Source organism: Cryobacterium sp. TMT2-14 (genome assembly GCF_004402465.1).
Classification (GTDB): Bacteria; Actinomycetota; Actinomycetes; order Actinomycetales; family Microbacteriaceae; genus Cryobacterium; species Cryobacterium sandaracinum.
Genome location: NZ_SOFV01000007.1, coordinates 20,885 through 38,100, shown reverse-complemented (window position 1 = coordinate 38,100; position 17,216 = coordinate 20,885). Strand labels below are relative to the sequence as shown.

At 69.0% G+C, this 17,216-nt stretch carries 17 protein-coding genes and 1 riboswitch; of the genes, 5 read left to right on the top strand and 12 right to left on the bottom strand.

The genetic code is table 11. The annotated features are described in order from the left end of the window. Positions 1-57 precede the first annotated feature (57 nt). Together E3O28_RS16795 and E3O28_RS01590 are read left to right on the top strand one after the other, a co-directional pair. Positions 58-465 carry a hypothetical protein gene (locus E3O28_RS16795; protein WP_241972968.1) on the top strand — a complete coding sequence of 136 codons (408 nt, stop codon included), beginning with the start codon at positions 58-60 and terminating at the stop codon, positions 463-465. Beyond that, a complete protein-coding gene (locus E3O28_RS01590; protein ID WP_241972967.1) occupies positions 462-1,514 on the top strand; it encodes an APC family permease in 1,053 nt (350 codons plus the stop codon). Before E3O28_RS16795 ends, E3O28_RS01590 begins: the two co-directional genes overlap by 4 nt. Positions 1,515-1,602: 88 nt before the next feature. Here E3O28_RS01590 and E3O28_RS01585 read toward each other — a convergent pair whose 3' ends face one another. Together E3O28_RS01585 and E3O28_RS01580 are read right to left on the bottom strand one after the other, a co-directional pair. Then, the gene (locus E3O28_RS01585) at positions 1,603-2,586 is read right to left on the bottom strand and encodes an aldose 1-epimerase family protein (protein ID WP_104100165.1); all 984 of its coding nucleotides are present in this window, start codon (positions 2,584-2,586) and stop codon (positions 1,603-1,605) included. A 9-nt stretch (positions 2,587-2,595) separates the two neighbouring features. Further along, positions 2,596-3,510, bottom strand: coding sequence for a DeoR/GlpR family DNA-binding transcription regulator (locus tag E3O28_RS01580; protein WP_134415075.1), 915 nt, complete (start codon positions 3,508-3,510; stop codon positions 2,596-2,598). Between the two features lie 84 nt (positions 3,511-3,594). On the opposite strand from E3O28_RS01580, the gene galT reads away from it, so the two are divergent. Then, complete coding sequence (gene galT / locus E3O28_RS01575; RefSeq protein ID WP_104100199.1) at positions 3,595-4,809, top strand: galactose-1-phosphate uridylyltransferase; 1,215 nt, start codon at positions 3,595-3,597, stop codon at positions 4,807-4,809. Beyond that, the gene (gene galK / locus E3O28_RS01570) at positions 4,806-5,966 is read left to right on the top strand and encodes a galactokinase (protein WP_104100167.1); all 1,161 of its coding nucleotides are present in this window, start codon (positions 4,806-4,808) and stop codon (positions 5,964-5,966) included. The genes galT and galK overlap by 4 nt, the downstream gene beginning before the upstream one ends. A gap of 178 nt (positions 5,967-6,144) precedes the next feature. Here the strand turns inward: galK and E3O28_RS01565 are convergent, their stop codons facing one another. Further along, entirely contained in the window at positions 6,145-7,041 is an 897-nt protein-coding gene (locus E3O28_RS01565) for an ABC transporter substrate-binding protein (RefSeq protein ID WP_104100168.1), read from the bottom strand. Between the two features lie 199 nt (positions 7,042-7,240). Further along, on the bottom strand, positions 7,241-7,717 hold the full coding sequence (locus tag E3O28_RS01560; protein ID WP_104100169.1) for a YbaK/EbsC family protein: 477 nt from the start codon (positions 7,715-7,717) through the stop codon (positions 7,241-7,243). Positions 7,718-7,766: 49 nt separating this feature from the next. On the opposite strand from E3O28_RS01560, the gene E3O28_RS01555 reads away from it, so the two are divergent. Next, complete coding sequence (locus E3O28_RS01555; protein ID WP_104100170.1) at positions 7,767-8,315, top strand: gamma carbonic anhydrase family protein; 549 nt, start codon at positions 7,767-7,769, stop codon at positions 8,313-8,315. Positions 8,316-8,487: 172 nt separating this feature from the next. Here E3O28_RS01555 and E3O28_RS01550 read toward each other — a convergent pair whose 3' ends face one another. From E3O28_RS01550 to E3O28_RS01515, 8 genes are all read right to left on the bottom strand, one after another. Beyond that, complete coding sequence (locus E3O28_RS01550; RefSeq protein ID WP_104100171.1) at positions 8,488-9,372, bottom strand: bifunctional methylenetetrahydrofolate dehydrogenase/methenyltetrahydrofolate cyclohydrolase; 885 nt, start codon at positions 9,370-9,372, stop codon at positions 8,488-8,490. 220 nt (positions 9,373-9,592) lie between these two features. Continuing rightward, a complete protein-coding gene (gene glyA / locus E3O28_RS01545) occupies positions 9,593-10,891 on the bottom strand; it encodes a serine hydroxymethyltransferase (RefSeq protein ID WP_104100172.1) in 1,299 nt (432 codons plus the stop codon). Between the two features lie 42 nt (positions 10,892-10,933). Next, a riboswitch (ZMP/ZTP riboswitch) is annotated at positions 10,934-11,023 on the bottom strand. 6 nt (positions 11,024-11,029) lie between these two features. Next, complete coding sequence (mnhG, locus tag E3O28_RS01540; protein WP_104100173.1) at positions 11,030-11,368, bottom strand: monovalent cation/H(+) antiporter subunit G; 339 nt, start codon at positions 11,366-11,368, stop codon at positions 11,030-11,032. Beyond that, on the bottom strand, positions 11,365-11,628 hold the full coding sequence (locus E3O28_RS01535) for a monovalent cation/H+ antiporter complex subunit F (RefSeq protein ID WP_104100174.1): 264 nt from the start codon (positions 11,626-11,628) through the stop codon (positions 11,365-11,367). Before E3O28_RS01535 ends, mnhG begins: the two co-directional genes overlap by 4 nt. Continuing rightward, positions 11,628-12,254 carry a Na+/H+ antiporter subunit E gene (locus E3O28_RS01530; RefSeq protein WP_104100175.1) on the bottom strand — a complete coding sequence of 209 codons (627 nt, stop codon included), beginning with the start codon at positions 12,252-12,254 and terminating at the stop codon, positions 11,628-11,630. The genes E3O28_RS01535 and E3O28_RS01530 overlap by 1 nt, the downstream gene beginning before the upstream one ends. After that, the gene (locus E3O28_RS01525; RefSeq protein ID WP_104100176.1) at positions 12,251-13,810 is read right to left on the bottom strand and encodes a Na+/H+ antiporter subunit D; all 1,560 of its coding nucleotides are present in this window, start codon (positions 13,808-13,810) and stop codon (positions 12,251-12,253) included. Before E3O28_RS01525 ends, E3O28_RS01530 begins: the two co-directional genes overlap by 4 nt. Then, positions 13,807-14,295 carry an NADH-quinone oxidoreductase subunit K gene (locus E3O28_RS01520; RefSeq protein WP_104100177.1) on the bottom strand — a complete coding sequence of 163 codons (489 nt, stop codon included), beginning with the start codon at positions 14,293-14,295 and terminating at the stop codon, positions 13,807-13,809. Before E3O28_RS01520 ends, E3O28_RS01525 begins: the two co-directional genes overlap by 4 nt. Next, entirely contained in the window at positions 14,292-17,207 is a 2,916-nt protein-coding gene (locus tag E3O28_RS01515) for a Na+/H+ antiporter subunit A (protein ID WP_134415074.1), read from the bottom strand. The genes E3O28_RS01520 and E3O28_RS01515 overlap by 4 nt, the downstream gene beginning before the upstream one ends. Positions 17,208-17,216: the final 9 nt, after the last annotated feature.

The window sequence follows — 17,216 nt, the reverse complement described above, 5'->3', positions numbered from 1 at the left end:
CGTCGACTCACGCACTCGTCGACTCACGCATTCGTCGACTCAATGAGGAGTAAACCCATGACGACCACTCGCAGTACCCCTCAGTCCGACTCCCAGACCACCCTACGCACGGGACGCCTCGGTGTGATCGGCATCGTCTTCTTCGTGGTCGCGGTGGCCGCACCGCTCGTGGGCATGACCGGTGCGGTCCCGGTCGCGATCGTTCTCGGTAACGGCGCGGCCGCCCCGGGCGCCTACCTCGTGGTGGGCGTCACCCTGCTGCTGTCCAGCGTCGGCTATGCCGCGATGAGCCAGCGCGTCACCAATGCCGGAGCCTTCTTCGCCTATATCGGCCGAGGCCTCGGCCACCAGCTCGGCAGCGCGTCGGCCTTCGTCTCGATCCTCGCCTACCTCGCCATCCAGCTCGCGATCTACGGGTTCTTCGGCGGACTGCTCGGCGCCCAGGTCGGCCTGCTCCCCTGGTGAGCGTGGACGTCGGCGCCAAGGTGCTCGGCGTGCTGATGCTGCTCGAACTCCTGGCACTGGTCGTCACCTCGGTCGCCATCCTGGCCGACGGCGGGCCGGAGGGCCTGAACTTCTGGGCCTCGTTCAACCCGGCCGCGATCCTCGCCGGCGGGCTGGCCGGCTCGGCGGGCATCGCGTTCGCCTTCGCGTTCGCGTCCTTCATCAGCTTCGAGGCCACCGCAATCTACGGCGAGGAATCCAAGGACCCGAAGACGGTGGTCCCCCGCGCCACCTACCTGGCGGTCGGAGTGATCACGGCGCTGTTCGCCCTGACGGCGTTCGCCATGGTCACGGGAATGGGTGCATCCTCGGTCGTCGAGAAGACCGTGGAGCTGTCGAGTCTCGACGGGGTTCCCCAAGCCGACCCGGCCGCGGTGCTCTTCTCCCTCGCGACCCAGTACGTGGCACCGTGGATGGCCACCGTGATGGGCGTCCTGGTGATCTCGAGCCTGTTCGCCGGACCGCTGGCCTTTCAGAACGCGGCCAGCCGGTACCTCTTCGCCCTCGGCCGCGGCGGCGCGCTGCCCGCGCCGCTCAGCCACGTCAACGGTCGCGGCGCCCCGAGCACCGCCTCCCTCGCCACGTCGGTCCTCACGGATCTCGTCATCGTCACCTTCGCCGTCTTCCGGCTCGACCCGGTGCTCAACATGTTCTACTGGTTCAGCGGTCTCGCCGTGGTGGCGATCGTGCTGATCGAGATCCTCGTCTGCATCGCGGTGATCGCGTTCTTCCACCGCAATGCGGGCAGCGAGAACGTGGTCCAGACCATCATCGCCCCGGTGCTGGCCACCATCGGTCTGATCCTCGGCGAGTACCTGCTGATGAGCCGCTTCGGGCTCCTCTCCGGCACGGTGGCCAAGGGCGTGGACCCGACGATGTCATCGTGGTGCCTGAGCCCGATCGGCTGGGTGCTCGTGTCCCTGCCCTTCGTGCTCCTGCTCGTCGGCTACCTGCACTCCCTCTGGTCGCACACCGAGAACGAGGCCCTGGTCAAGGACGTCCTCTCGTAGCCGGCAAGCCGTGAAACGGGGTGACCGCCGCGAGGCGGACACCCCGTCTCTCTGCCCGTCGGACCGTGATGGGCGCGGTGATGCCGGGTCAGAGGCGGAATCCCTGGTGGCGGATGCCCCAGCGCACAGACCACGACTCCCCTGGTTCGACCCAGCGCAGCCCCGCGCCCGAATTGAAGGCATTCGCAGGGGCCGTCATCGGCTCGATCGCCACCGCCAGGCCCAGGAACGGGCCGCCCGGCCCCGGGAAGGGGAAGTTGCGCGGCGTGAAGACCTGAACGTTGCGGATGTTCCGGTCGCCCCAGATCGTGACGCTGCGGCCGTCAGGCGCGGTCAAGGAGGCCACGCTGGCGGTGCCGGACTCCTCGCCGGTCACGTCGGACCGCACCTCGGGAGCCTCAGGCCCCACCCCGCCGAAGCCGTCGTCGAGATCGACGTCGCCCACCCGGCACCCCGTGCGCAGGTCGAACCTGGTGCCGACGACGGAAGATTCCCCGACGGGGTTTTGCCGGTCGTCGACGTCGATATGGGTGCGCGCCGCGATCGTGAGCACGAGGTCCTCGGTGGGAACGCCGCCGATCTTCGGGTACGGATGCGCGCCGAGCGCTACCGGGGCCGCGTCCCGGCCTACGTTCCGCACCGTGTGGGTGACCGCAAGACCGTTGTCGGTGAGCGCATACCGCACGGTCGTGTCGAGCAGGAACGGGTATCCGGCCTGCGGAAAGACCGTGGCGGCCAGAGTGACCGAACTCGGGCTGCGGTCGAGCATGCGATAGGACGAATACCGAAGCAGGCCGTGGATCGCGTTTTGCTGTTCCGGCTCGGTGAGCGGCAGCCGCTGCATGACGCCCTGGTGCCGCCAGAGGCCGTCCCGGATGCGGTTGGGCCACGGCATCAGCACGATGCCGGCGCCCCACGGCGGGGTGGCCTCGGCCGCGAACGGCTCGACGAGGTCTATGCCGTCCACGGAATACAGCCGGAGGCCGGCGGCCACCTCGGTGACGATCGCCAGCGCAGGCCCACTCGGCGTGGCTACCCTCAACTCATACTGGAAACCCGTTGCAGCGCGCATAGTGTCAACCTACTCCGGCTGCAGAACGGTCAGGCCGGCCTCGCGGAGGGGCGCGAGCATGACCTCGTCGGCCGCGGCATCCGTCACCAGGGTGTCGAACGCGCGCAGCGGGCCGACCTGCCCGAGGTGTACCTGGCCGAGCTTGGAGGCGTCGGCCACGACGACCGCCCGGGTCGCGGCGGCCAGCATGAGCGTTTTGACCCCAGCCTCGGGGAGGTTGATGTTCGTGACCCCGTAGCCGGCATCGACGCCGTTGCAGCCGATGAAAGCCAAATCGGCGTGAACCTGGCTGAGCACCGTCCGTGCGAGTGGCTCGACCAGGGAGTGCTGCAGCGGGCGGAGCGAACCGCCCGTGACGATCACGGTGAACCGAGGGATGGCCGGCTCGAGGGCGAGGGCGATGCTGAGCCCGTTCGTGATGATGACGACGTCGGTCAGATCGGTGCGGGCCAGCAGCGCGTGGGCGATAGAGAGGGTGGTCGTGCCGACGTCGAGGAGGATGCTCTGCCCGCTCGTGACGAGGGCCGCGGCGAGCACGCCGATCTGCTGCTTGGGCAGCACGGATGACGCGAGGGCCTCCTCGAAGGAGAACTCCCGCAGCGGGCGGCCGCTGAGTGGCGCGGCCGGAACCGCCCCGCCGTGCACGCGCTGCACCGTCCCGGCGGACTCAAGCACGTCGAGGTCGGCCCGCGCCGTGACGCCGGACACTCCGAACGCCTCGCGCAACTCGCGCACTCGTACGAAACCGCGCTCCCCGACGAGGCGCTGGATCTGCTCCCGCCGCTGGTGGGCCGGGAGCGTGTCGCGGTCGCCGGGCCGGTCGCTCACGTCGATGAGGTCGGCCGTGGCGGTCGATTCGGTCGATTCGGTCGATTCGGTCGATTCGGTCGATTCGGTCGATTCGGTCGATTCGCGAGAAGCCATACCCAATCTTCACTTAGTTTACTTTGGTTATCAACCTGAAAGACCTGGTTTCACATGTGCAAATCAGATAACGTTGTTTTCGCCATGAACACACCAGACTTCGTAGCCGACACCGGCATCATCCGTCACCGCCACACCCTCGCCGATGGCCGGGACCTCATCTACTTCGATGACCCGCAGTCCAGCCTGCCGCCGGATCGGGCGGCCGACCTGCGCGAACTCGACCCGCGCCCGGCCACCGCCCGGATGCGCCAGGACCCGCTCAGCGGCGAATGGGTCTCGATCGCCGCCGCCCGCCAGAACCGCGTGTTCCTGCCGCCCGCACACTTGGACCCGCTCGCCCCGTCGACGCCGGGGAACCCGTCAGAGGTGCCCAGCAACTACGACGTGGCCGTGTTCGAGAACAAGTCGCCCTCGTTCGGGCCCCTCCTCACCGACGCCGACGCCCCCGCCGGGCTCGACGACCTGAACACCATCGGACTGAACCGCGTCCGCACCTCGGTCGGCCGCTGCGAGGTCGTCTGCTTCAGCCCCGAGAACGAGGGCTCGTTCGCGAGCCTGTCGGTCGTGCGCTCCCGCACGGTGATCGAGGCCTGGGCCGAGCGCACGTACGCCCTGTCACAGCTACCCGGCGTGGAACAGGTCTTCCCGTTTGAAAACTGCGGCGAGGCGATCGGCGTCACGCTGCACCACCCGCACGGCCAGATCTACTCCTACCCCTACGTCACGCCGCGCACCCAGCGCGTGATCGCCTCCCTCGACCAGTACGGACCAAACCTGTTCGCGGACATCCTCGCCAGCGAGCAGGCCGGGGGCCGGGTCATTCTGACCGGCGAGCACTGGACCGCCTTCGTGCCGTTCGCCGCGCGCTGGCCCATCGAGGTGCACATGCTGCCGCACCGGCACGTGCCCGACTTCGCGGCGACCAGCCTGGCTGAGCGCGATGAGCTCGCCGTGCTCTTCCGGCGGCTGTTGCGCGGCATCGATGCCCTCTACGACACCCCGACGCCGTATATCGCGGCCTGGCACCAGGCCCCGGTCTCGGTGCGCCGCGACGAGATCCGGCTGATGCTGCAGGTGACGAGTCCTCGCCGGGCCGCAGACAGACTGAAGTTCCTGGCCGGGTCGGAGGCCGCCATGGGCGCCTGGATCGGAGACGTCACGCCCGAGCAGGCGGCCGACAACATTCGCCGCGCGGTCGAACGCTCCGCCGGGACGGACGCGACCGAAGCGGCGGCCGGCGCCGCGGCATCCGTTCCCGCTAGCAGCACCACACTCGAAAGGCAGGCCCACGCATGACCGATCTCATCCAGACCGTGACGGATGGCTTCACGAGCCGCTTCGACGCGGCCCCGGCCGGACTCTGGTCGGCCCCCGGCCGCGTCAACCTGATCGGCGAGCACACCGACTACAACGACGGGTTCGTGTTTCCCTTCGCGATCAACCGGCGCACGCTCGTCGGGCTCGGCCTGCGCGGCGACCGCCAGCTGCGGGTGGCGAGCTCGTTCGCCGCGGAAACGGTGGAGCTCTCCCTTGACGACCTGACTCCGGAGAACCTGGCCGGCTGGTCGGCGTACCCGCTCGGCGTGGCCTGGGCCCTCGGCCAGTTCGGCGCCGACCTGGCCACCCGGCCCGGATTTGACGTGTTCATCGACTCTGACGTGCCGATCGGGGCCGGACTGTCGTCCTCCGCCGCGATCGAGAGTGCGGTTGCCGTGGCCCTGAACGACCTCTGGCAGCTCGGACTCGACCGGCGCATGCTCGCCCGGGTGGGCCAGCTGGCCGAGAACCGGGCCGTCGGGGCTCCCACCGGCATCATGGACCAGTCCGCGTCCCTGCTGGGCGAGGCCGACTCCGCCGTCTTCCTGGACTGCCGCACCCTCGAGGCCGAGGTGATCCCGCTCGGCTTCGACGGGGCCGGCCTCGACCTGCTGATCATCGACACGCGGGTAAGCCACGCGCACTCGACCGGCGGGTATGCCTCGCGCCGGGCATCCTGCGAACTGGGTGCACGGATGCTGGGGGTCCCCTCCCTGCGCGACCTCACCGTGGACGACCTCGGCCGGGCCGCCGACGTGCTCGACGACGAGACGTTCCGCCGGGTGCGGCACGTGGTCACCGAGAACCAGCGCGTGCAGGACACCGTGCGCACCCTGCGCGAGCAGGGACCGACCGCGATCGGCGCCCTCCTGGACGCCTCGCACCTGTCAATGCGGGACGACTTCGAGATTTCCGTGCCCGAACTCGACCTCGCCGTGGAGACCGCGCGCGGCACCGGGGCAATCGGCGCCCGGATGACCGGCGGCGGCTTCGGCGGCGCCGCCATCGCCCTTACCCCGCGCGCCCTGATCCCCGCGGTTACGGCGGCGGTCACGGCCGCGTTCGCAGCCCGGGGCTTCGCGGCCCCGGACCTGTTCGTGGTGCGCGCGGCCGACGGGGCGGCGCGGGAGCAATAACACAGCGGGAACTCGCCCCACGTGGCTAATTCAGGAGAAGTCGTGCCGCCGCCCGTGCGCATCCACAGACCTGTGCGGGTGCGAACGAGGTTCGGCGGGGATCTCCTGAGTTAGCCACGCACGCGACGGCCGAAACCGGTGCCCGGGGTCGAGGCGGCGCCCAGCGGCGGCGACGTGCCTAGCCCCTCGCGCCGGCGTTGAGTGTGATCGTGTCGAGGCCGCCGTCGACGACCCCCCAGTCGTCCAGAATCGCCTCGTAGGTGCCGTCGTCGACCAGCGACTGCAGCGCAGCCTGCACGGCCTCGGCCATCCCGGAATCCTTCTGCACGGCCATACCGTATGGTGCCGCCTCAAACGTCTCTCCCGCGGTCTGCAGCTTGCCCGTCAACTGTGCGATCCCGTAGAGGGTGACCGGGGAGTCGGCGCTGAAAGCGTCGGCCTGGCCCAGCGCGACGGCATTCGCCGCGGCATCCTGCGTGTCGAGGGGGATCTTCTGGATCGGCGGTTTGCCGGCGGCGACGCAGGCGTCACTCTTCGCCGGGATCTCGACGGTGTCCTGGTAGGTCGTGGACTGCACGGCGACCTTGAGTCCGCACGCATCGTCGGGGTCGACGGTCGTGCCCGCGGGCGAGGCCCACTGGATGCCTGCGAGGTAGTAGTTCACGAAATCGACTTGCTTTTCACGCTCCGCCGTGTCGGTGAAGGACGACATGCCGACGTCGATCTTGCCGCCGACGACATTCGGGATGATGTTCTCGAATTTGGCCACCGTGTACTGGGCCTCGAGCCCGAGCTTGGCGGCGATCGCATCACTCAGGTCGATCGCCCAGCCGATCGGTTCACCGGCGTCGTTTTTGAACTCGTTCGGCGCGTAATTCGGGCTGGTGCCGAAGACGAGCTTGCCCGGGGTCGCGGTCGTTTCCGGGAGGAGCGCGGCGGCCTCCTCGTCGGTGGTCACCACCTCGGCCGCGGATCCCTCCGTGACGCCAGTCGTCGGAGTGGAGTTGTCCACGCAGGCGGTAAGCAGGAGGGCGGCCACGGCGGCCAGGGCCGGGAGAGCATGTCGAGCGCGCATTGAGCATCCTTTGTGAATTTTTCGCCATCGAAGTGATCAGAGGTGCAACTCTGCCGAGTCTATGTTCAGTGCCGGTCGCGCCCGGGACGTGCCGGGCATCCGTCGCCGTACGCCGCCGAACTGTGACTTTGCCCACCGGCGAGGGAGCCATTCTCCCGGCCCGGCGGTGCGCGAGTGGCGGAGATCAGGCCGTCGGGATCTAGGGCGAGACGGCGGTGGGCTCGCCGCCGGTGATTCGCACGAGTTCGTCGAACGTGGTCGGGAACACGGTGTGCGCGTGGCCCGCAGCCGCCCAGACGACCGGGAATTCGGCGAGGGCGACGTCGACCAGGGTGCGCAGTGGCGACGGATGTCCCAGCGGCGCGACCCCGCCGATCACCTGACCGGTGGCCTGCCTGACGACATCCTTCGAGGCACGTCCGATCGTGCCGCCCAGTCTGTCCCCCAGCCACGCCGCATCGACCCGGTGAGCCCCCGAGGTGAGCACGAGCAACGGCTCACCATCGAGGGTGAAGACGAGCGAATTCGCGATGGCGCCGCGCGAAATACCGAGCGCCTCCGCGGCGGCGGCGGCGGTTGTGGCCGCATCGTCGAACCAGCGAATTTCCGGGTCCAGGCCGTGGGCGCGGAGAGCCTCCCGAACCCGATCGACGGACGGATGCGCGGAATTGACCATGCCGAAATCCTAGAGCCTGCACGCGAGGCAGCCCGATAGGCTGACGCGTATGACTGCCGACAGCGCCGCCCGCATCATCACCCTGCCCGACCGACCCGGACCGGTCGTGGCCGAGACCGCCTACGTCGCCCCGGGCGCCGTGGTCGTCGGCAACGTCACCCTGGCCGAACACGCCAGCGTCTGGTACAACGCCGTGCTGCGCGCCGAGGCGGAACCCATCCGGATCGGCCCCGGCTCCAACCTGCAGGACAACGTCTCCTGCCACGTGGACCACGGATTCCCGCTGATCGTCGGCCGGAATGTGTCCGTCGGGCACGGGGCAGTGCTGCACGGCTGCACGGTCGAGGACGGCTCGCTGATCGGCATGATGGCGACGGTGCTGAACGGCGCCGTCGTCGGTTCCGGGTCCCTCGTCGCCGCCGGAGCCGTCGTGCTCGAGGGCACCGTCATCCCGCCCAGATCGCTGGTCGCCGGCGTTCCCGCCAAGGTGCGGCGGCCCCTGACGGATGAGGAGGTGGCCGGCCTCGGCCACAACGCAGCGGAGTATCTGCGTCACTGCGCCCTGCACGCCTCGGTGACGGCGCTGCCGCAGCGCTGAGCCGGTCTGCCTCACGGTCGCGGCGCGGGCTACGGCTCACGGCGCAGGGAATACCGTGCGCCGGCTTCCACAGCGTGCGCCGCGACGGCGGTACCACCGAGCCTCGCCCGCACGGCCACCTGCGCGAGCCCCGAGAGGCGACCGTTACGAGGCGACCGCCCGTGGCGCCCGACTACCTGCTGAGCGACAGCTCGGCTGCCTTCACCACGTTGCACAGCAGCATGGCACGGGTCATCGGGCCGACGCCGCGCGGATTCGGGGACAGGAAGCCGGCGACGTTCGCGACACCCGGGTGCACGTCACCGGTCAGGGTGCCCTTGCCGGTGATCGGGTCGGTCACCCGGGTGATGCCCACGTCGAGCACGGCGGCGCCGGGCTTCACCCAGTCCGCCTGGATCAGGTGCGGCACGCCGACGGCGGCCACGACGATGTCGGCGCGCCGCACCTCGCCGGGCAGGTCTACCGTGCGGGAGTGCGTCAGGGTGACGGTGGCATCCAGACCCTTGCGGGTGAACAGCAGTCCGAGCGGGCGCCCGACGGTGAGGCCGCGCCCGACGACGACGACGCGCTGGCCGACGATCGGCACGTCGTAGCGGCGCAGCAGCTCGACGATGCCGGCCGGAGTGCAGGGCAGCGGCGAGTCCAGCTCGCCCTCGATGCCGAGCACCAAGCGGCCGAGGTTCGTCGGATGCAGGCCGTCGGCATCCTTCGACGGGTCGATCAGTTCGAGCATGGCGTTGTCGTTGTGGCCGACCGGCAGCGGCAGCTGAATAATGTAGCCGGTCACCTCGCGGGCGGAGTTCAGGTCGGCGATTGCGGCGCGCACATCGGCGCTGGTCGCCGACGCGGGCAGGTCGACCCGGATCGATTCAATGCCGACCTCGGCGCAGTCGCGGTGCTTGCCCGCGACATACGAGCGCGAGCCCGGGTCATCGCCGACCAGGAGCGTGCCGAGCCCGGGCACGATCCCGTGCGCGCGCAGCTCCGCGATCCGGTCGATGAGCTCGGTCTTGACCACGGAGGCGGTCGTGACTCCGTCGAGGGTTATTGCCGTCATTGTGGATCCATTCAGTCGGTCATTCTGACGTTTGCAGGTGCGCAGGTGCCGAAGGCGCGTGCGAATCCGACGGGGATTTTGGGCAACACGCCGGTGACGGATGCCTTCAGCGGGCTTTCGCAGCAAAATCTCCGTCGAAATCGTTCACAGGCCGTACGCCAGGGTGCGGAGCCTGCGGCGTTGACACCCGGGTCGAGGGCGGCCGGGTGCGCGGCGGACGTTACTGCTGCAGACCGGGGTACAGCGGGAAGGCCTCGGTAAGCACCTTGACGCGGGCGCGGAGGCCCTCGATGTCGGCGTCGGGCTTGAGCGCCTCGGCGATGACGTCGGCGACGACCGTGAACTCCTCATCGCCGAAGCCACGGGTGGCCAGGGCAGGGGTTCCGATGCGCAGGCCGCTGGTGACCATCGGCGGGCGCGGGTCGAACGGCACCGAGTTGCGGTTGACCGTGATGCCGACCGCGTGCAGGGCGTCCTCGGCCTGCTGTCCGTTGATCGGCGAGTTGCGGAGGTCCGCGAGCACGAGGTGCACGTCGGTGCCGCCGGTGAGCACGTCGACGCCGCCGGCGCGCGAATCATCCGCCATCAGACGGTCGGCGAGGATGCTGGCACCGCGCAGGGTGCGCTCCTGACGTTCCTTGAACTCGGGCTCGGCCGCGAGCTTGAACGCGGTCGCCTTGGCGGCGATCACGTGCATCAGCGGGCCGCCCTGCTGGCCGGGGAACACGTTGGAGTTGAGCTTCTTCGCCAGCGCCATGTCGCGCGAGAGGATCAGACCGGAGCGGGGACCGGCGAGGGTCTTGTGCACGGTGGTGGACACGACATCCGCGTAGGGAACCGGCGACGGGTGCAGGCCGGCGGCGACGAGTCCGGCGAAGTGGGCCATGTCGACCCAGAGCAGGGCGCCGACCTCGTCGGCGATGCTGCGAAAGGCCTCGAAGTCGAGGTGGCGCGGGTAGGCGGACCAGCCGGCGATGATGACCTTGGGCTTGGTCTCGAGTGCCGTCTCGCGCACGACGTCCATGTCGACCAGGAAGGTGGTCGGGTCGACGCCGTAGGCGACGGGATTGTAGAGCTTGCCGGAGAAGTTGAGCTTCATGCCGTGGGTGAGATGGCCGCCGTGGGCAAGTTCCAGACCGAGGATGGTGTCGCCGGGCGTCGCGATGGCCGAGAGCACGGCGGCGTTCGCGGTGGCGCCGGAGTGCGGCTGCACGTTGGCGTACGCGGCGCCGAAGAGGGACTTGGCCCGGTCGATGGCGAGCTGTTCGGCGACGTCCACGTACTCGCAGCCGCCGTAGTAGCGGCGTCCCGGGTAACCCTCGGCGTACTTGTTGGTGAGCACGGAGCCCTGCGACTGCAGCACAGCGCGCGGCACGAAGTTCTCGCTGGCGATCATCTCGAGGTAGTCGCGCTGGCGTCCGAGCTCCTGCTCGAGAACGGCGGCGATCTCGGGGTCGACGACCTCAAGGGGCTCGTTGAATGTGGACCGCAGAACGGTGGATGGCACGGATTCGGGCACGGGGTCTCCTCAGACTTCTTGTTTAACGACGTGATGATCAATCGTCGTGGCCCAGGCGTGCGGTCACTAACCGTGTCAGTCGCTCCCCGATGGTGACCCATCTTTCGTGCTACGCCAGTCGCGACAGAGACGATCTTATCATTCGGGCCGGGTACCGAGCTCATCGATTATGAGCACATCGACACGCACATGGTGGGTGTCATAGGCGGCCCGGCCCACCATGTGCGCTGCGACCGGGGCGGTCAACGCCTGGAACACGACGATGGCCATGACGAGGGTGACGGTGCCCACGGTAAAGTTGTTCAGAGCGACGTCGGCCGTGATCGCCATGAGGCCGAAGATCTGCGGTTTGGTGGCGGCGTGCAGCCGCGATAGTACGTCGGGGAAACGGATGACGCCGATTCCGGCCGCGAAGCACATCACGGCCCCGGCGAGCACCAGGACAGCCGAGATCACGTCGCGCAGTTCGTCGGTCATTCGGTGTCCCGCACGGGCAGGAAGCGGGCGACGCTCAGCGAGCCGAGCACCGCGAAGAGGGCGAGGACCAGCAGCACCGGCAGCGTGTCGGTGTGCCGGTTGAATGCCATCTCCGCGCCCATGGCGCAGATCACGGTCGCGACCAGGACATCCGAGGCGATCACCCGGTCCAGCACGGTCGGTCCCCGCACGATTCGATAGAGGGCGCACAGGGCACCGGCCCCGAACAGCACCCCGGCAATGACGGCAACGATGTGCATCAGGCGGTTCCTCCCCGCTTCAGTTTCTCATTCGCATGCTGGTCGCGTGCGCGCTGGTCTTTCTCACTCCGGTCCTCGCCGCTCACCCGGTGGAGCCGTTCCACGTCTTCCCGGGACCCGAGGGCCATCACGATCCGGCGCTCCTCGGCCAGCACGCCGTTCCGGAACCGCTCCACCTGTTCCGGATGCGCCACGTTCAGCACGTGCAGATAGAGGGTGGACTGCACCCGGTCCACATCGACCACGATCGCCCCGGGAACGATGGACGTCGACACCCCGGTCAGCGTCAGGATGAAGTCGCTGCGGGTGCGCAGGTGCACCGCCACGATCGCGTTGCTGGGTGTGTAGCGCGGGGAGAGCGCGAGGACGGCCACCTGCAGCGAGCCCCGGACGATGTCGAACCCGAGCCGGATCAGGTAGAGCACGGTGTACCACGGGTTAAGGCGCAAACCCAGCTCCACGGCCGGTAGGTAGAAGCCCACGGAGACGAGGGTGGCCAGCAGCGTGCCGGTGAGCAGGTTGAGCCAGGAGAACGAGCCCCAGAGCAGCATCCACAGCAGCACGAGCCCCAGGAACAGCGGCGCCTGGTTGGCGATGGCGACGAGGCGCTGCTTCGGGGTGCTCATGGCGTGCCGTTCGGGAAGACGGCGTCGATGTACGTGGCCGGGTTCTCGATGTTGGCCGCCGCGCGGGTGGTGAACGCGAACACCGGCCCGGCGAACACGGTGAGTGAGACGGTCAGCAGCAGCAGCGCCGTCGTCGCGCCGGTCATCAGCGGCGAGATGGTGCGCGTCGTGACCGTGCCCTCGTCGTCCGGGTCGTCCAGGAGCGCATCGAGCATCGGCGACTCGTAGTCCTCGACCTCGCCGGCCCCCCGCCAGAACGCGATGTTCCAGACGCGGGCCAGGGCGTAGAGCGTGAGCAGCGAGGTGGCGGCGCCGGCGCCCATCAGGATGTAGGTCACCGGTTCGGCGATGTCCGCGCCGGCCTGGAAGAGGGCGATCTTGCCGAGGAAGCCCGAGAACGGCGGGATGCCGCCGAGGTTGAGCGCCCCAACGAAGAACAGGAAGGCCACGAACGGCGCCGCCGTCAACAGTCCGCCGAGCCGGGCCAGCGAGGTGGTGCCGCCCACCCGCTCGATCAGCCCCGCGCAGAGGAAGAGGGTCGTCTGCACCGTGATGTGGTGCACGACGTAGAAGATGGTGGCCGCGATCGCCAGCGGCGTGCCCATCGCGATGCCGAAGATCATGTAGCCGATGTGGCTCACCAGCGTGAACGACAGCAGCCGCTTGATGTCCGCCTGCGCGAGCGCCCCGAGGATGCCCACGATCAGGGTCAGCAACGCCACCACCATCAGCGGCACCGACAGCGGGCTCTCGGGGAAGAGCAGGGTCTGGGTGCGGATGATCGCGTAGATTCCGACCTTCGTGAGCAGCCCCGCGAACACCGCAGTGACCGGCGCCGGGGCCGTGGGATAGGAGTCAGGCAACCAGAACGACAGCGGAAACACGGCGGCCTTCACGCAGAAGGCCAGCAGGAGCAGCAGGTTGAGGATCAGCTGCACGTCCGGCGGGAGGTCCGCCACCCGCTCGGAGATGAGCGCCATGGTGACGGTGCCCGTGGCCCCATAGATCAGGGCGATCGCGCTGAGGAACAGGATGGAGGAGACCAGGCTCACCACGATGTAGGTGACACCGACACGGATGCGCGCACCCGTTCCGCCGAGCGTCAGCAGCACGTAACTAGCCGAGAGCAGCATCTCGAAACCAACGTAGAGGTTGAACAGGTCCCCCGCGATGAACGCGTTGAACAGCCCGGCCGCCAGCACGAGATAGGTGGGATGGAAGATCGAAACCGGGGTTTCCCGGTCTCCGTCGACGATGCCCTGCCCCACGGCGAACAGGAGCACGCCGAGCAGCATCAGCGCGGAGACCAGAAGCATGATCGCCGAGAGCCGGTCGACGACGAGCACGATGCCCCACGGCGCATCCCAGCCGCCCACGTGCACGACGGCGGGGCCGGTCTGATCGACCTGCACCAGCAGGACCGCGCCGATAAACGCCACCAGCGTCAGGGCGATCACGCTGACCACGATCTGCTGGGGGCGACGGCGGCCGAGGGCGAGGGTCAGAGCGCTTCCGAGCAGCGGGATGGTGACGACCAGAGGCACGAGGAGATTCATAGCTTCATCCCCTTGTCCGGCGCGTTGGCAGGGGCACCGAGCTCGCTCTCGCGCTCGCTCGCGTCGAGGTCTTCCTGGCTGGCTGCCTCGTCCTCGGTGACCGAGCGGAAGGACTCCTCCGTGCTTGCCACAGTCTCGGCCGCATGCTCGTCGGTGACCGTGTCCCCCTCGTCGCCCAGCCGGGCCAGCCACCAGGACCGGTAGATCAGCGCGAGGATGAGCGCCGTGATGCCGAAGTTGATCACGATGGCGGTGAGCATGAGCACCTGGGGCACCGGGTCGACCATCGCAGCGTCGGCGGCCGTGCCGGTGACGATGGGCGCGTTGCCGGGGCGGCCGCTCATGATGAAGATCAGCAGGTTCGTGGCGTTGCCCACCAGCAGGAATCCGATCAGCACCCGGGTGAGACTGCGCTCCAGCATCACGTAGACGCCGGCGGCGTACAGGACCGCCATCACGATCACGAGGGTGAGGGAGGCGCTCATCCGGCTACCACCGCGCCCTGCTCGGACTGCGGGTGCGGCTCGGTCTCGCCGGCTTCCTGCTGTCGATCGACTTCGCTGCCGAGGCTGCGCAGGATGTCCAACACGAGACCGACCACGACCAGGTACACGCCGATGTCGAAGATGGTGGAGGTGCCGAAAGAGAGGGGGCCGAGCACGGGTACCGTGGTTTCGAAGTAGGCGGATTCCAGCGGGATGCCGCTGAAGAAGAGCGAGACCACGGCCATCCCGACCGCCAGCACGATGCCGAGCCCGAGGATCTTGCCCGGATCGACGGGTACCGCCTCGCCCAGCTCGTAGCGGCCTCCCGCGAGGTAGCGGGAGACGAGCGCCAGCCCGGCGATCAGGCCACCGGCGAAGCCGCCGCCGGGAGCGTTGTGGCCGGCGATGAGCAGGTAGACGGAGACGATCATGGCCGGGTAGAACAGCAGCCGCACGAGCACCTCGAGCATGATCGACCGGTCCTTCTCGGCAACCGTACGGCCGGCCAGGAGCCAGGACTGGCGAGTGACCGCATGCCCCTCGGAGGACGCGGCCGGGTCGGCGACGACCTTGCGACGGTGCGGCAGCGACCGGCGTTTGCGGGAATCGCGCAGCCGGGGCACGACCGCGTTGCGGCCCGAGACGAAGAGGAGGCTGGCGACGCCGGTGGCCACCACGATCAGCACAGAGATCTCACCCATCGTGTCCCAGGCACGGATGTCCACGAGCATCACGTTCACGATGTTGCGTCCGTGCCCCTCCTCGACCGCGAGGCGCGGAAGCTCCGCCGCGATGCTTGGGGCCTCCCGTGCACCGAGCGCGATCACGCCGATGGTGCCCATCACGGCGCCCACCAGCACGCCGATCAGCACGCGCCGCCGCCGGTGCATCGGCCGGTTGTGCTGGGCGATCTTCTGCGGCAACCGGCGCAGCACCAGCACGAAGACGACGATGGTCATCGTCTCGACCAGGGCCTGCGTCAGGGCCAGGTCGGGAGCGCCGTGGAAGGCGAAGAACGCGACGAGGCCGTAGCCCGTGACGCCGGTCAGCAGCACGGCAGTGATGCGCTCACCGACGCGAGCCGCCATCACCGCCGCGATGCCCATGATGAGGGCGATCACGACCTGGCCCGGGTAGTCCCAGAGCACGACCTCCTCGGGCCAGCTGCGGTTGACGAAGGCCGCGAAGCCCAGGGCCAGCACGAAGACGACGAGGATGGTGGACAGGTACTGCGGCAACCCGCCCTGCTGGGCGAAGTGGGTGATGCGCGCCGCGGCCCGGTCGATGCCGCGCACGGTGGAGCCGTAGCCCTGACCGGCGTCGATGTAGGCCGGCACCGTGCCCTGCAGCCGGGCCACGCCCGGCCGCTTCCAGAACAGCACGGCGCCGAGCAGGAGAACAACGGCACTCAGGGCGAGCGCCGGTTCGAAGCCGTGCCAGAGCGCGAGGTGGTAGTCGCCGCCGCCGGGAACGGTGTCGGCGTAGGAGACCAGCACCGGGTCCAGCAGGAAGACGAGGGGGCCGAGCAGGAGGGTGGCCACGGCGAGCAGTCCCGGCGCCAGCTGGAAGTCCCAGCGGGCGGGGTGCAGGGCGGTGTCTGCGAGGCTGACCCGGGTGCCGAAGGCACCCCAGAAGAAGCGGGCGCTGTAGGCGACCGTCAGCACGGAGCCGACCACGGTGCCGACCAGGGCCACCCAGCCCCATCCGTCGCCGGCCAGGCCTGCCTCGAGGAATGCCGTGAACACGGACTCCTTGGCGACGAAGCCGAGCAGCGGCGGGATACCGGCCATAGATGCGACCGATAGCAGGGCGATCACGGCCAGCACGGGCGCGTTGCGCCCCACGCCGGAGAGCTGTCGCCAGTCGCGGGTGCCGGCCCGGTGGTCGATGATGCCGACGGTCAGGAACAGCGCCGACTTGTAGAGGGCGTGGGCGAGGAGCAATGCCACCCCGGCGAGCGCGGCGTCCCGGGTGCCGAAGCCGACGACGACCATCAGGAACCCGAGCTGGCTGACCGTGCCGTAGGCGAGCACCAGCTTGAGGTCGTACTGGCGCAGCGAACGCCACGCGCCGACCAGCATGGTGACGACGCCGAGGGTGACGAGCACCGGCATCCAGCCCGGCGTGTCGGCATAGCCAGGGGCGAGGCGCGCCACCAAGTAGATGCCGGCCTTGACCATCGCGGCCGCGTGCAGGTAGGCGCTCACCGGGGTGGGCGCCGCCATCGCGGCCGGCAGCCAGAAGTGGAAGGGCACGAGCGCGGACTTAGACAGCGCGCCGACCAGGATGAGCAGCACCGACCAGGTGGTAGCCGGGCCGGTGACGGGGTCGGCGACGATCGCTGCGAGCGACGTGGTTCCGGCCTCCACCGCGAGGATGACGACCCCGATCAGCATGATCAACCCGCCGAAGGTGGTCACCAGCAACGCCTGCAGGGCGGCACCGCGGCTCGCCCGTTTGAACGTGTAATGCCCGATCAAAATGTAGGAGAGCACGCTCGTGATCTCCCAGAAGATGAACATGACGACGATGTCGTCGGATGTCACCAGGCCGTACATCGCGCCGGCGAACGCCAGCAGGACCGCGGCGAAGCGCCCGAGCGCCGGCTCGTCGGCGCTGAAGTAGCGGGCGCAGTAGACCAGCACGAGCGCGCCGACCCCGGTCACGACGAGGGCGAGCAGCCAGGCGAGGGTGTCGACGCGGAACGAGAGCGAGATACCCAACGCGGGAATCCACGGGACGCTCTCGGTGATCGCTCCGCCGGTCGACACGGCCCGGGTCTGGGTGAGGGTATAGCCGAAGACGGTCGCGGGGAGCAATGCGATGACGTAGAAAACACGCAGCGAGAGCCACCGGGTGAGGATCGGGGTGAGCGCGGACAGGGCAGCAAACGTGAGGAGGATTGTCGCCATGCGGCCTCC

What these genes read in the sequence shown, in the direction of transcription:
- E3O28_RS01550 (WP_104100171.1), bottom strand. Translation starts at nt 9,372, where the DNA reads ATGACGGCAATAACCCTCGACGGAGTCACGACCGCCTCCGTGGTCAAG.
- E3O28_RS01585 (WP_104100165.1), bottom strand. Translation starts at nt 2,586, where the DNA reads ATGCGCGCTGCAACGGGTTTCCAGTATGAGTTGAGGGTAGCCACGCCG.
- E3O28_RS01520 (WP_104100177.1), bottom strand. Translation starts at nt 14,295, where the DNA reads ATGAGCGCCTCCCTCACCCTCGTGATCGTGATGGCGGTCCTGTACGCC.
- E3O28_RS01580 (WP_134415075.1), bottom strand. Translation starts at nt 3,510, where the DNA reads ATGGCTTCTCGCGAATCGACCGAATCGACCGAATCGACCGAATCGACC.
- galT (WP_104100199.1), top strand. Translation starts at nt 3,595, where the DNA reads ATGAACACACCAGACTTCGTAGCCGACACCGGCATCATCCGTCACCGC.
- E3O28_RS01565 (WP_104100168.1), bottom strand. Translation starts at nt 7,041, where the DNA reads ATGCGCGCTCGACATGCTCTCCCGGCCCTGGCCGCCGTGGCCGCCCTC.
- E3O28_RS01560 (WP_104100169.1), bottom strand. Translation starts at nt 7,717, where the DNA reads ATGGTCAATTCCGCGCATCCGTCCGTCGATCGGGTTCGGGAGGCTCTC.
- E3O28_RS01515 (WP_134415074.1), bottom strand. Translation starts at nt 17,207, where the DNA reads ATGGCGACAATCCTCCTCACGTTTGCTGCCCTGTCCGCGCTCACCCCG.
- E3O28_RS01525 (WP_104100176.1), bottom strand. Translation starts at nt 13,810, where the DNA reads ATGAATCTCCTCGTGCCTCTGGTCGTCACCATCCCGCTGCTCGGAAGC.
- E3O28_RS16795 (WP_241972968.1), top strand. Translation starts at nt 58, where the DNA reads ATGACGACCACTCGCAGTACCCCTCAGTCCGACTCCCAGACCACCCTA.
- galK (WP_104100167.1), top strand. Translation starts at nt 4,806, where the DNA reads ATGACCGATCTCATCCAGACCGTGACGGATGGCTTCACGAGCCGCTTC.
- E3O28_RS01555 (WP_104100170.1), top strand. Translation starts at nt 7,767, where the DNA reads ATGACTGCCGACAGCGCCGCCCGCATCATCACCCTGCCCGACCGACCC.
- E3O28_RS01530 (WP_104100175.1), bottom strand. Translation starts at nt 12,254, where the DNA reads ATGAGCACCCCGAAGCAGCGCCTCGTCGCCATCGCCAACCAGGCGCCG.
- E3O28_RS01535 (WP_104100174.1), bottom strand. Translation starts at nt 11,628, where the DNA reads ATGCACATCGTTGCCGTCATTGCCGGGGTGCTGTTCGGGGCCGGTGCC.
- mnhG (WP_104100173.1), bottom strand. Translation starts at nt 11,368, where the DNA reads ATGACCGACGAACTGCGCGACGTGATCTCGGCTGTCCTGGTGCTCGCC.